Consider the following 12,639-nt stretch of genomic DNA (forward strand, 5'->3'; position numbering starts at 1 on the left):
TTTTCTAACAATTGTGAAATATTATTGTTAAAGATCATGATTATGATTTTTGACAGAAATAAGAAAAATAATTTTAAATAGGATGTTTTTATCTGATTTAAAAAGTAATTTTGAAATTCAAAATATAGATTGATGATAGAAAATTCTTTAGCCTCTGCACACAAAATACTTTTTCTGAATACCCTGGCATTCATAGTCTGCTTTGCCTGCTGGACAATGAATGGGGTATTGGTGACGTATCTGGTTGATAATGGTATTTTTAACTGGTCGGTAGTAGAAACAGGCTGGCTTCTGGGAATACCCATTCTTACAGGTTCTATCATGAGGTTGCCTTTAGGAATTCTAACGGATAAGTATGGGGGAAAACCGGTATTTTCAACCTTACTGTTACTATGCAGTATTCCTTTATTCTTACTTTATTTTGCGAATTCGTACTGGATTTATTTTTTATTAAGCGCTTTATTCGGAATGATAGGAACCGGATTTGCCGTAGGAATAGCCTTTACCTCTGTATGGTATCCGAAGGAATGGCAGGGAAGAGCACTTGGGATTTTCGGAATGGGAAATGCCGGTGCTGCCTTAACTACATTTTTTGCCCCCGCTTTACTGAATTATCTGTCTGCAACTGATCCCGAAAACGGCTGGAGAATGCTTCCTGTCATCTACGGAATTATACTCATCCTGATCGGATTGATCTTTATATTCTTTGTTAAAAATAAAAAGGCTGAAGTACAGGATAAAACAATGTCTGAGCTTCTGGCTCCGCTATCCAAGCTGAGAGTATGGAGATTCGGACTCTATTATTTTCTTGTTTTCGGATTGTTTGTAGCATTTTCTCAATGGCTGCTTCCTTATTATGTCAATGTTTATAAAACGTCGTTGATTCTTGGAGGACTTTTAAGCTCAGCTTTTAGTCTACCAAGCGGAGTTATAAGAGCTTTTGGAGGGTATTTGTCAGATAAATTTGGAGCAAGGAAAGTAATGAATTGGGTTCTTTATTCTTCTCTTATTCTGAGCGGTTTTCTTATGCTTCCTAAGATGGATATATTGACACCAGGTAAGGGGATCACTGCAAAGAAAACAGGAATAATTACTGAGGTTTCAACCAATAAAATTGTATTAGGAGAAGAAGTTCTGAATATAAAATCCAAACCTGAAATTCCTGAACATACTTCCATACTTCCCGAATCCTTTTCATGGCAGGAAGTTTTAGTGAAGCAAAACCAGCAGGTAAACAAAAAACAACTGCTGGCCCAAGGTAATACACTTATCAAATTTGAAGCTCATATCTGGGTATTTTCGGTTCTCGTTATTCTCCTTGGAATTATGTGGGGGATTGGTAAAGCAGCAGTTTATAAATACATCCCTGAATATTTCCCAAATGAAATAGGCGTTGTTGGCGGAATGGTAGGACTTATAGGAGGACTGGGAGGCTTTATCGGACCTATTCTTTTTGGGTATCTCCTTGATTTTTCGGGATTGTGGACCAGCTCGTGGATCTTTGTATTCATCATTTCGGCCGTCTCTCTTTTCTGGATGAATCATGTTATCAAACATATGACGTATCGCGAGGCTCCTCATATCAAAGATAAAATTGAGCATTGATCATAATACAAAAATTTCTAATTTAATATCACTACAGATGAATAACTCAGAATGGTTATCCAACTACGATCCTTCAAACGAAGGGTTCTGGAACTCTACAGGAAAAAAAATTGCCTGGAAGACACTCACAATTACTACTACAGCATTGCTTTTTTCTTTTGCTACATGGTTTTTATACAGTGTTATTGTCATTAAACTTCCACAGATCGGTTATCAATTTTCAGATGATCAGCTTTTCTGGCTTGCTGCAATGCCTGGCCTTGCAGGTGGTATATTAAGGATTATAAATACCTTTCTCATTCCTATTTATGGCACCAAAAAAGTAATTTCCATAACTACTTTTATTAAAATCATACCTCTGCTCATGCTTGGGTTTGCAGTAATGGATCCAAATACTTCTTTCCAGTATTTCATGATTATTGGTTTTTTAATGGGAATTGGTGGTGGAGATTTTTCATCTTATATGCCTTCAACTTCGTTATTCTTTCCCAAAAAAGAGGCGGGAACAGCATTGGGAATTCAGGCCGGGATTGGAAATTTCGGAGTAAGCCTTGTACAGTTGCTTTCTCCTCTCATTATGAGTTTGACAATATTCTCGTTTCTTGGAGGAGGTGAAACAATTGTCGCTACCGGGAAGAAAATTTATCTTGAAAATATTGCATTTATTTATGTTGTCCCTTTATTTATAACAGGTATCTGGGCTTGGTGTTCTTTAAAAAGTATTCCGGTGATGGCTACTTTCAGAGAACAATTGGATATTTTCAAGGATAAGCATACCCTGTATTGTACCATGACGTACATTATGACTTTTGGAATCTTTGCAGGGCTATCTGCCTCTTTTCCATTAATGATTAAAAATCTGTATGTTCCTTTAGATAAAGATCTGGATCCTTTGCAATATGCATTTTATGGTCCTCTTATTGGTTCTGCCACCAGAATTATTTTTGGTAAGGTAGCTGATAAAATAGGAGGTGCATTCCTTACTCAGCTTACAGGATTATGCTTAATTCTTCTTTTCCTGGCTTTGATTTTTGGTGGATATCTAACTCCAACGAGCAAAGATGATTTCAAAGGATTTTTAATAATTATTCTTTGTGTTTTCTTTTTTACAGGAATCGGAAATGCTGCAACCTTCAAGCAATATCCTGTGATTTTCTCAAATTCTCCCAGAAAAGCGGCTGGTGTGATAGGATGGACAGCTGCTGTAGCTGCTTTTGGTCCATTTGTTTTCAACGTACTGATCAGTCAGTCCCGGGCTGTTTCCGGTGATGCCCGTTTATTTTTCTGGTTTCTTATCGCAGGTTGTGTGATGGCCACTTTTGTGAATTGGTATTTCTATACAAGAAAAGGCTGTGAAAGACCTTGCTAGACCTGTAGATAATTAAAAAAGCGCAATATAAATTGTTTAAAGATGTTTAAAAAAATAATAGCGGCTGGAGTTTTAGTGTTAGCTTTCAGCCATGCGAATGCACAAATGGATAGTTTAAAATTGAATTTTGATTTGAGAACTAGAGGAGAACTGGATAATGGTGTAAAAACTTTAATTCCCAGAGGAAAATCAGCTGAAACTACGGTTCTCTCACGCGCCCGTTTCGGAATCGATTATTATTACAAAAAACTGGAAGTTTATATCAGTGCACAAGATGTAAGAACATGGGGCGAAACAACAACTACCGCCGGGAAAAATCAAAATTTCACCCTTAATGAGGCCTGGGCAAAATATCAGTTTTCAGACAAGTTCGCAATGAAAATTGGTAGACAGATTCTTTCTTATGATAACGAACGTTTAGTGGGTGCGCTTGATTGGGCGATGCAGGGAAGAAGTTTCGATGCTTTGAAAGCGGCTTACAAAATTAATCCGAATTCAAAGATTGAAGCTGTTGTAACGTATAATAATGACGATAATGACACCAATGATCTCCCTGAAAAAGAAATCTACAGCATTGCTGAAAGTGGCGAAATCACAAAATCTCTTCAAATCATCCATTACCAATACACAGGAAAAGATAAATTTCAATTTTCTGCTATTGCGATGAATAATGTGCTTCAGAATCCTTCCGGTACCCATTATGATATGCTAACGTTGGGAGTAAATGCCAGAAAATATTTCGAAAACATCGGCTTTTTCGGTTCTGCATATTATCAAACCGGAAAAAATACTCAGGCCCAAAGTAAATCTGCATACCAGTTTTCTGTCAATTCGGATTTTATAATTCATCCAAAGTTCAATGTCATTGCCGGAACGGAATGGCTTTCAGGAGGAAATTATGATACTGAAGCCGGCAAGAACAGGTCTTTCAGCCCTTTGTACGGTACCAATCATTTGTATAATGGTTTTATGGATTATTTCTATTTGGGAAACAGTCATTTCAACAGCTTTGGATTGAATGATTACTATTTAAAATCAAATGTTAAAATCACTTCCAATTCTCAGTTGCAAACCAATTTCCATGTATTTACTTCAAACGGGAAATTAGGTTTTAATAATGTAGGAGACAAATATTCATCTTATTTAGGAAGCGAATTAGATATGGTTTTTACCCATACATTCGGAAAAGTGATTACTGCAAATCTTGGACATTCATTTATGTTCGCAGGCGAAAGCATGAAGTTTGTTAAAAATGTTCCTGATCCTAAAAATTTGCAGACATGGACCTGGCTAGGTGTTAAGATTGCTCCCAATTTTAAATTAAAATAAAATATAAAAGTGAGGAGCTGATTACATTACTCTTCACTTTTATCCTTTAAATAAAACCAGCAGATTATAATGTAGTATTTTTTTATACAGCAAAGAATCTCACTTTTATCTTTATAAATTTCTATTTGCCTTCTCTTTTTTTAACTGATTCCAATTATTGATATTCAGAATTAGGATTGGAACCAAAGCTATAGGAATTACACTCATTGCACTAAATCCACGTTTGAATGTTAAGACTATATTGCTCAGGAATAATAAGAGGATTGCAATGCCCAGCATGATAGTAATAATCTTAATTTTCTTTTCATTGCTTATGAGTTCTTCATTTGTGTATTCGCTTATTGACTTGTTTTTCATGATGTTTTGTTGATGGCTTTGCAGGTTATAATTTTGTTGTGGAGATTTATAAATAAGACGATCTCGCTTATAAAGATATAAATTATTTAAATAGTCGGGATAAAATTCATAAGCACATTTTTATAGTCCTTCATGGTATCTTTTTTTAGAATTTTAAAACTGCACCTCTCAGTACTTATTGGGATAAATCTATCTTTTTTAAATTTGTCCCATTTTTTTTGCATTTTAATTCGTTAATATTCTGATGGATGAGATGAATGGGAAATAAGAATTTGCTGTAAATGAAATTTCGTAAAAGAGTAAAATTTTTAAGAATTTAATATATATTTAAGTATCTAAAATTTTCATATGCTTAAAGACTTTGAATTTTATCTTTTCTTGGTTTTCTTAATTACCATGCTCATCATGCTGGCGAATAAAATTAAAGTTGCATATCCTGTTTTACTGGTGTTGGCAGGACTTCTGATAAGTTTTATTCCAGGTGTTCCAGCCATTAAAGTAGAACCCGAATTACTATTTATCATTTTTTTACCTCCTTTATTGTATGAAGCGGCTTGGTCAACTTCATGGAAAGAGCTCTGGCGATGGCGCAGGATTATTTTCAGCTTTGCTTTCGTAGTTGTTTTCTTTACTGCGCTTTCAGTTGCCGTTTTCGCCAATTATTTTATTCCCGGGTTTTCTCTGGCTCTTGGCTTTTTGCTGGGAGGTATCGTTTCACCGCCGGATGCCGTGAGTGCCGGAGCCATCTTAAAGTTTGTAAAAGTTCCGAAAAGGCTGGCCTCCATATTGGAGGGTGAAAGTTTGCTGAATGATGCCTCTTCTCTGATTATTTTCAGGTTTGCGATGATTGCTGCGGCAACCGGACAGTTTGTCTGGCATGAAGCGGCCGGAAGTTTTGTATGGATGTGTTTCGGAGGTTTGGGAATCGGACTGGCGATTGCATACATCTTTCTGAAATTGCACAAAATGTTGCCGACTGATTCAAATATAGATATTCTGCTGACCTTTATTGCTCCGTTCTCCATGTATCTGATAGCAGAACAGGTTCATGCTTCCGGAGTTCTGGCAGTAGTAACAGGCGGACTATTTCTTTCCTATCGCAGTCATGATTTCTTAAGCAGCGCATCAAGAATACGCACGGTAACCGTTTGGGAAAGTTTTTGTTTTCTTTTAAATGGAATAGTGTTTATGCTTATTGGTTTAGATTTGCCGGAAATTGTTTCAGGTTTAGGCGGCACAGATATTTATACAGCCATTGGTTACGGAATTGCAGTCACGGCAGTGCTGATTATCGTCAGGATTTTAGCAGGATACGGAGCGCTGGTGACGACCTTAATTATGAGAAATTTTATCACTGTTGCCGATCCTCAGTCACCTGGGTGGCAGACGCCATTAATTATTGGGTGGACCGGAATGAGAGGGGTAGTTTCTTTGGCAGCGGCACTTTCCATACCCTTGACTTTAGAGGATGGATCTCCGTTCCCACAAAGAAATATGATCCTGTTCATTACATTCATTGTGATTCTGGTAACACTGCTTTTACAAGGGCTTACCCTTCCTTTTTTGCTTAACAAATTTCCTCCGGTAGACCGGGATTTCGTAAGAAGTACGAAAGAGATAGATTATGACATTCAGAACAGTCTGGCAAAAGTAGCGATTGATAAAATAAGTAGCGACTATGCTGATAAAATAGATAGTTTTCCGGCGTTGAAAGATCAGTTACAGAAATATGAAAATCTGTTGAGTAGTTCTGAAATTATTCTAAACTATGATGAATACAGACGTATTTATATTGATATTCTCGACACTCAAAGAAGCTGGCTTATTAACAAAAATCGTGAAGAACTGCTGCTGGATGAAAATATCATTAGAAAACATCTGAGACTATTGGATTTGCAAGAAGAAAGACTGAATATGAAAGGCTGATACCGTTTATCATAATTTCAGTTTGGAATAAAAAAGCCCGTTTCACAAATCGTGAAACGGGCTTTTTAATAATTTTTCTCAACTCCTCTGTTTGGGAGAGTTTTCAGATAAACTGCCTTATTTGGTTTTGAAACAGATATCTTATTCTGTTACCTTTAATTGCTGAATTTTTCCGTCAACAATATCGAAATTAAATTTTAAAATAATCGGACTGCCCGGAAATGATCCTGAAATTTTGGCCGACAGAATATTTTCTTTTTCATCATAGTCCACCGGTTCCATAGTGGCTTTATATTCTTTATTGGATTTGTCAATCCATTGTTCAATTTCTGCTTTTCCGTTGTGTGTTTTTCCTTCATCAAAGACTACGGCTGTTTCTGTAAAACATTGCGCATAAGCAGCACTATCAAAATTGTTCTGTGTTGTTATTAACTCGGTGATTACTTTTGGTAAATTCATATTTTTTATTTTTGACGATTATTAAATTGTTGGTATTGTTCCGCCATCGATTACATATTCAGTTCCTGTTAAATAGCTGGCTCTTGGTGAAACAAGAAAGCCAACAAATTCAGCTACTTCGGCAGGTTCAGCAGGTCTTCCGAAAGGGATTCCTCCCAATGCATTCATCACACTTTGTTGTGCTTCTTCTACAGTACTGTTCAAGTTTCTTGCAATTTCACCCAGCCAGGCTTCCGATGCTGTTGTATTGATCCAGCCGGGTGAAACCGTCAGCACCCGAACACCTTTAGGGGTAACTTCGTTTGATAAACTTTTACTGTAGTTTCTCAATCCCGCTTTTGCAGCTGCATAAGGTAAAGTAGAATCATAAAGAGGTAATTTACCCTGTATTGAAGCGATGTGAATGATAACACCACTTTTTCGATCAATCATCTGGGGTAAAAATCCTCTGTCCAGCCGAACCGGAGTCAAAAGATTAGCTTGCAGCGTTGATTCCCAATCTTCATCACTAAGCGCGGCAAATCCTCCTGCAGGTGTAGATGATCCACCAAGATTGTTTACCAGAATATCCAGCCTTCCGTAGTTCGTAAGCACTTCGCTGACCACTTTTTGAGTACCTTCTGCTGTACTCAAATCTGCTGAAATGAAATGCAGATTGCTGTTTTCTTGTTCAGGTGCATTTCTTGCGGTAATAATAACCGTTGCACCAGCTTGTAGTAACCTTTCTGCAATTGCTTTTCCGGTGCCTTTTGTACCTCCTGTCACCAATGCTATTTTACCGGATAACTCATTGTTGTAATTAAATTGTTCCATTTTAAAAATTATTTATAGGACAAAATTGAGGTATAAAAACAGTTCGAACAAGTACGGAATTACGATTCATATAGGGATAAATTATTCCCCTATTGTACCAATCGGAACATACGCTTACTTTTACATTATGTATGAGAGAAAAATAATTCCGAACTTAAATTGCGGGCTTGATCTAATTGGTGAAGTGCTGTACGGCAAATGGAAGATACGTTTGCTTTGGTTTATTGATCAGGGATATAAAAGACCGAGCGAATTGCAGCGCAAGATTCCGGATGCATCCCGGAGGGTTTTAAATATCCAGTTAAAAGAGTTGGAAGACCACGAATTGGTTACAAAGAAAATCTATCCTGTTGTACCTCCAAAAGTAGAATATAACCTGACAGAATTTGGTGAAAGTTTAATTCCTGTAATAGCAGCATTGGGGCAATGGGGAGATCAGCATGAGGATCGGTTAAGGACATTGATTATGAAGCGAATTCAGAGATCTGCAGAAACAGAGGAAGATTAATGTTTCTTTACACTTTTGAATACCAAAGAGTCATTTACTTCCTTATCAGATAAAAGAAAATTTTATTACCTAATGACCACTTTACCAACTACAATATCATTATTGAAACTATAAGCATTAAAAATCCAGAAAAAACAAATGATCTATGCAAAATAAAATTTACATGCTTTTCGTATTATTGCTTCTGTCTTTTTGTCATTCACAAGATAACAAAATTGTTGATTTGGCAAAAATATCCAATGATTTTGATGTCTCGGAATTTTACAGCAATAAGATCAAAAAGACCAACGAGATCATCTCGAAAGATCCTAAAAGTATGGATAAAAAAGAAGCTCTTAATCTTTTAGATAATGCTTTTTTTGTAAAAGATACTTTAGGTTATTTTAAAACCGATGGGAGATTCCCCACAGAGCTTTCTTTAGAATCAACCAATGACTGGATGGTGAGAAATAAGAAACCAACTGAAATATTTGGCTATGGATACAAAACGGTCGCCTACGATCCGGAAAAAGACAAGATAGCTGTTTTGAATACAGTAACTTTCCCAAAAATGGATATGATAGAAGACCGGAAAGGCAAACTAATGTATCTTAAAGTAGAAAAGACCTCAAAAACACCTGCTGACTATAGTAAAGTTAAAGACTACATCAGTAAAAAATGCAAGAAAATTGCTGTTGACGATGATGATCCAAATGCTTCGTACTGGAAAGATGAATCTTTTTACTATTATCTTTTTAAAGATGATCATCAAGAAGAGGAGATCTCTTTCGACTCACAGGGGAATAAAATATCGAAATCGGTAGAAGTAACAGAAATCAGATTGACGATGTTTGAAATGTCTTATATTAAGAAGATGGAAGAGCTGGGTATCTATTCAGCAGGATATAAATTTTGGAAAAAATCTTTTTAATGCAAATGGTTCTATCATTAAAAAATTCAGTAGTCATTTAATAAATTTTAAAGATGAAAGAAATTAAAAGGCTGTTATTTTTCATATTCCTGTTGATATTTATAGGTATCAACGCACAGAAAAGTAAAATGGATGTTCAAAGTAAACTATTGGACTGGAGAAATGATCCTTTCGGATATGCGGAGAAAATAATACCAAAAAAAATAAATGGTGAGTTGATTCCTATCACTCTAAAAAAAGCTTACATTACAAAAGTAGATCAGGAAGAGGTTGTATTGGCAATTTGCACGGTAGAGAAAAATAATAAAGAAACATCGTCATTGACCTATTTCTTTATCAGCCCTAAGACCAATCAAATGATTTCACAGTTTCAGTCTGTGTTGACTGTAAAGGGATGTAATCTCAGTATACCTGCATTCGTCATTAAAGATATTAATGGAGATAAAAAGGACGATTTTATCTTTTTAGAATTATATGATGACAAATGTAAAGGAGATTATTGGATAAGTTCAAATTTCCATCAGATCAAACCTGTCACAACAAAAAATGAATTGGATGATTATCTCAAACTTAGAAATGATATAAGAATCAACCGGAAGGTCAAAACGACTGAGACAGAATCGTTACAGAAACAGTTGGAAGCAGTCGTTACCGACTTATTTCATTAATAAAATGTCAAATATTGTTGGTCATGCCATTGAGAATAAATGATTACTGCAATATATTCTAACTTCTGTGATAATCATAAAAAAGACTAAAATAATGAAAAGCATTTACAGATATTTTATATTTATTTTACTTTCGGCCCCATTGAACTTATTGGCTCAAAATAGTAATAGTAAAGAGCATTATACATACCAGGTCAGAGAAGAACATGGAGATTTAAATAGCGATGGTAAGATGGATAGAATAATTGTGGAAATGGATACAGTGAACGAAACAAGACCGTTAAGATTACAAATTTTCCTGTCTCAACCGAATGGGAAATTAACATTGGCCGTGTCTTCAACCCAAATCATCGAACCCCAATATCCGGTTGGAAACCACGGGAAATTTAATGGATATCAAATTCCTGATTTTTTTATTGAAAAAGGGGTCTTAAAAATGTGGAGTGAAATTAAAGGCGGGAATATTACATACGACTTCAAATATAACAATGGCAATTTTGAATTAATTTATGTTGATAAGCTCACTAATAACGCAACTAAAGGCTATATTGATGAAAAAACAATATTTACAGAAACTAAATTTGATCTGGTTACCGGGATCAGAACCGAAACTGATGAAATGTCAGGTTCAGACAAAGCATTGAAAGTAAGAAAAAAAAGAGTTTTAATAAGACCTCTGCCTAAAATACAGGATTTTAAATTTTCCGATAAAGAACTATATTAAGAAACGAATATAGATAGGGAAGAGAGTAGAGCCTATCCCTGTCTGGTGACCTCACCAAGGATCGAACTTGGATCTAAAGTTTAGGAAACTTTTATTCTATCCATTGAACTATGAGGCCGGCTTATAAAAATACAAATTATTTAATGATCAACGAGTATTGTAAGAATAGAGATTGGGACAAATATGTTTGTGCCATTTGAGGAAGAAAAATTAAAAAAAGCTCTATTGGAAAAGGGTATATGGGTAAAAGAATCTGCCCTTTAGGGGCAGATCCAGTAGATAAATACATCTCATTTTTTTAATTAGACAACAATAAAAAGCACAGCCGACAATGCTGTGCTTAAATTTTTATTTCAAATTTAATTGCAATTTCAATAGTAGTAAGAAAAGCAAATAAAGTTTCCACTTCGATTATTATTACATAGTAAATGTAGTCATAATTTTAATACGAAATATGAATTTAATGTTAAAATTCACAAGTTATCCACAATTTTTTGTGGATAACTTGTTCGTTAGTTTAAAATCCAGCCTTTTGCCGTTTCAATATCCGTATCCTGTCCTTCTTTAGGTTCTACAGGAATGTCCGGATCTATCTTTCCATTATAGACTTTTCCGTTGCGGTCCATTTCATAAGAAACAGCCAGAGCAAGGCTTTTTCCATCACTTAACTGATATGGAATGTTGGCTGAAGTATATCCTGCAGATGGCTGTCCAAATAATTTTACATTACCCTTCCCAATAAAGGCGATGGTGGTGGCTTCTCCTGAGCTAGCAGTATTCGGGCCGATCAGTACTGCTATTTTTGACTGGCCGCTTTTAAGCTCATAAGAATCCTTAATTTTATGCGGACCAAATTTTCTGTTTTTATAGATCCATGGGGTCTTTTTACTATTGTAAACAAAATATCCCAGTGTTCCTTCACCAATCAGACTGCCAAGTCCACTGATCATAGGATGCATATTTCCTCCGGTATTGGTTCTCAGGTCTACAATCCAGCCTTTAATTGTATTTTCAGAATCCAGTTTTTTAATCATATCATGGATTTGCAGGGCAAATGCATCCCCAACTTCTGTATTTAAAGAAGCAAACCCCGGAACTGAAACATACCCGATGTTCTGATCAATCAGTCTGGAATCTGGTTTTGCATCATTAGTATTGGCAATTTTTTGTTTTGCTGTACGTTCTTTACTATCAATAAAAGAATGGTTATCACCAGCCTCTCTCAGGTTTTTGATGATATAATGTAAAGCGGGATCTGCATCATCAATGGTTTTCATTCCTTTTGAAAGATAATTCAGATTTGTATCAATATTTTTCCAGTCTAATTTATCTGAAAAAATAGAATTCTTTTTTACAATATCTTTAAACTCCTGAATGTATTTTGCAGAAACTTTTGAAGGCTCCTCTTTTGAAAATGCAATTTTATTGAGTTCAAAATGATCAAACCACACTGTTCCGTTCCCTGTAAACACCCCTCCAAGAAGCAGGCTTTTTACATTTTTATCAACAGTGAAAATTAAAGAATACTTTGTCCAGTCTTTATTCACAGCAATAGACTTTTGCTGTGAATCTGAATTTCCAAAGTCAATCATCTGGCCATTTTCATCTTTTACCTGAGTCCATAGATTGATTATTCCATTGGTGTTTTCAGATTTTACATATGCACTGATTTCTATTTTCTCTAATTGCTGAATGTCAAGAGGAACTTTTTGGGAAAAAGATTGAAAGTTTTTGGTATCATCAGACTTTCCAATAAGCTGCATCGAGGCTTTTCCTCCAAAATACTGTGAATAATCTAGCTTTCCTTCGTATAAATCTGCTTTTTTAATATTCCAGTGATTGGGTAATCCATCTGTCATGTTTTCAAAATCTGGATTTTGTATTTGAGCTTTCACTGAGCAGAACAGAAAGGCTGCTATCATGGTGTAGGTCAATTTTTTCATAGTTATTAATTTTGGCTAAAATAAAGAA

At 35.5% G+C, this 12,639-nt stretch carries 12 protein-coding genes and 1 tRNA gene; 8 read left to right on the forward strand and 5 right to left on the reverse strand.

From position 1 onward, the window contains the following. Nucleotides 1-132: 132 nt before the first annotated feature. Genes AC57AW_RS12705 through AC57AW_RS12715 form a run of 3 tightly spaced genes read left to right on the forward strand, consistent with a single transcriptional unit; the run spans nucleotide 133 to nucleotide 4,303 of the window. Nucleotides 133-1,605: an MFS transporter gene (locus AC57AW_RS12705; RefSeq protein WP_496352173.1), complete on the forward strand. Its 1,473-nt coding sequence runs from the start codon at nucleotides 133-135 to the stop codon at nucleotides 1,603-1,605. 37 nt (nucleotides 1,606-1,642) lie between these two features. Further along, nucleotides 1,643-2,974 carry an MFS transporter gene (locus AC57AW_RS12710; RefSeq protein ID WP_496352174.1) on the forward strand — a complete coding sequence of 444 codons (1,332 nt, stop codon included), beginning with the start codon at nucleotides 1,643-1,645 and terminating at the stop codon, nucleotides 2,972-2,974. Nucleotides 2,975-3,016: 42 nt separating this feature from the next. Continuing rightward, nucleotides 3,017-4,303 (forward strand): alginate export family protein, encoded by a 1,287-nt coding sequence (locus AC57AW_RS12715; protein ID WP_496352175.1) that lies wholly within the window; start codon nucleotides 3,017-3,019, stop codon nucleotides 4,301-4,303. A 111-nt stretch (nucleotides 4,304-4,414) separates the two neighbouring features. Here AC57AW_RS12715 and AC57AW_RS12720 read toward each other — a convergent pair whose 3' ends face one another. Then, entirely contained in the window at nucleotides 4,415-4,660 is a 246-nt protein-coding gene (locus AC57AW_RS12720) for a redox-active disulfide protein 2 (protein WP_223598839.1), read from the reverse strand. Between the two features lie 348 nt (nucleotides 4,661-5,008). On the opposite strand from AC57AW_RS12720, the gene AC57AW_RS12725 reads away from it, so the two are divergent. Continuing rightward, nucleotides 5,009-6,586: a Na+/H+ antiporter gene (locus tag AC57AW_RS12725; protein ID WP_496352176.1), complete on the forward strand. Its 1,578-nt coding sequence runs from the start codon at nucleotides 5,009-5,011 to the stop codon at nucleotides 6,584-6,586. Between the two features lie 141 nt (nucleotides 6,587-6,727). Here AC57AW_RS12725 and AC57AW_RS12730 read toward each other — a convergent pair whose 3' ends face one another. Continuing rightward, the gene (locus tag AC57AW_RS12730) at nucleotides 6,728-7,045 is read right to left on the reverse strand and encodes a nuclear transport factor 2 family protein (protein WP_496352177.1); all 318 of its coding nucleotides are present in this window, start codon (nucleotides 7,043-7,045) and stop codon (nucleotides 6,728-6,730) included. Between the two features lie 21 nt (nucleotides 7,046-7,066). Then, nucleotides 7,067-7,858 carry an SDR family oxidoreductase gene (locus tag AC57AW_RS12735; protein ID WP_496352178.1) on the reverse strand — a complete coding sequence of 264 codons (792 nt, stop codon included), beginning with the start codon at nucleotides 7,856-7,858 and terminating at the stop codon, nucleotides 7,067-7,069. A 127-nt stretch (nucleotides 7,859-7,985) separates the two neighbouring features. On the opposite strand from AC57AW_RS12735, the gene AC57AW_RS12740 reads away from it, so the two are divergent. The 4 genes from AC57AW_RS12740 to AC57AW_RS12755 all read left to right on the forward strand — a co-directional run bounded on the left by AC57AW_RS12740 (nucleotide 7,986) and on the right by AC57AW_RS12755 (nucleotide 10,668). Further along, nucleotides 7,986-8,366, forward strand: a complete 381-nt coding sequence (locus AC57AW_RS12740; protein ID WP_496352179.1) for a winged helix-turn-helix transcriptional regulator — start codon at nucleotides 7,986-7,988, stop codon at nucleotides 8,364-8,366. Nucleotides 8,367-8,511: 145 nt separating this feature from the next. Next, nucleotides 8,512-9,276: a hypothetical protein gene (locus AC57AW_RS12745; protein WP_496352180.1), complete on the forward strand. Its 765-nt coding sequence runs from the start codon at nucleotides 8,512-8,514 to the stop codon at nucleotides 9,274-9,276. A 53-nt stretch (nucleotides 9,277-9,329) separates the two neighbouring features. Next, nucleotides 9,330-9,944, forward strand: a complete 615-nt coding sequence (locus AC57AW_RS12750; RefSeq protein WP_496352181.1) for a hypothetical protein — start codon at nucleotides 9,330-9,332, stop codon at nucleotides 9,942-9,944. Between the two features lie 94 nt (nucleotides 9,945-10,038). After that, complete coding sequence (locus AC57AW_RS12755) at nucleotides 10,039-10,668, forward strand: hypothetical protein (protein WP_496352182.1); 630 nt, start codon at nucleotides 10,039-10,041, stop codon at nucleotides 10,666-10,668. 43 nt (nucleotides 10,669-10,711) lie between these two features. Here the strand turns inward: AC57AW_RS12755 and AC57AW_RS12760 are convergent. Next, nucleotides 10,712-10,786: transfer RNA gene (locus AC57AW_RS12760), tRNA-Arg, on the reverse strand. A 394-nt stretch (nucleotides 10,787-11,180) separates the two neighbouring features. Continuing rightward, nucleotides 11,181-12,611 (reverse strand): S41 family peptidase, encoded by a 1,431-nt coding sequence (locus AC57AW_RS12765; RefSeq protein WP_496352183.1) that lies wholly within the window; start codon nucleotides 12,609-12,611, stop codon nucleotides 11,181-11,183. Nucleotides 12,612-12,639: the final 28 nt, after the last annotated feature.

The sequence above is a fragment of the Chryseobacterium sp. BGA-UO-ETr-SB22 genome, assembly GCF_059567885.1.

Bases quoted from the DNA above. Each gene is read 5' to 3' on its own strand.
- AC57AW_RS12750 (WP_496352181.1), top strand. From the start codon at position 9,330: ATGAAAGAAATTAAAAGGCTGTTATTTTTCATATTCCTGTTGATATTT.
- AC57AW_RS12705 (WP_496352173.1), top strand. From the start codon at position 133: ATGATAGAAAATTCTTTAGCCTCTGCACACAAAATACTTTTTCTGAAT.
- AC57AW_RS12735 (WP_496352178.1), bottom strand. From the start codon at position 7,858: ATGGAACAATTTAATTACAACAATGAGTTATCCGGTAAAATAGCATTG.
- AC57AW_RS12740 (WP_496352179.1), top strand. From the start codon at position 7,986: ATGTATGAGAGAAAAATAATTCCGAACTTAAATTGCGGGCTTGATCTA.
- AC57AW_RS12710 (WP_496352174.1), top strand. From the start codon at position 1,643: ATGAATAACTCAGAATGGTTATCCAACTACGATCCTTCAAACGAAGGG.
- AC57AW_RS12730 (WP_496352177.1), bottom strand. From the start codon at position 7,045: ATGAATTTACCAAAAGTAATCACCGAGTTAATAACAACACAGAACAAT.
- AC57AW_RS12715 (WP_496352175.1), top strand. From the start codon at position 3,017: ATGTTTAAAAAAATAATAGCGGCTGGAGTTTTAGTGTTAGCTTTCAGC.
- AC57AW_RS12755 (WP_496352182.1), top strand. From the start codon at position 10,039: ATGAAAAGCATTTACAGATATTTTATATTTATTTTACTTTCGGCCCCA.
- AC57AW_RS12745 (WP_496352180.1), top strand. From the start codon at position 8,512: ATGCAAAATAAAATTTACATGCTTTTCGTATTATTGCTTCTGTCTTTT.
- AC57AW_RS12765 (WP_496352183.1), bottom strand. From the start codon at position 12,611: ATGAAAAAATTGACCTACACCATGATAGCAGCCTTTCTGTTCTGCTCA.
- AC57AW_RS12725 (WP_496352176.1), top strand. From the start codon at position 5,009: ATGCTTAAAGACTTTGAATTTTATCTTTTCTTGGTTTTCTTAATTACC.
- AC57AW_RS12720 (WP_223598839.1), bottom strand. From the start codon at position 4,660: ATGAAAAACAAGTCAATAAGCGAATACACAAATGAAGAACTCATAAGC.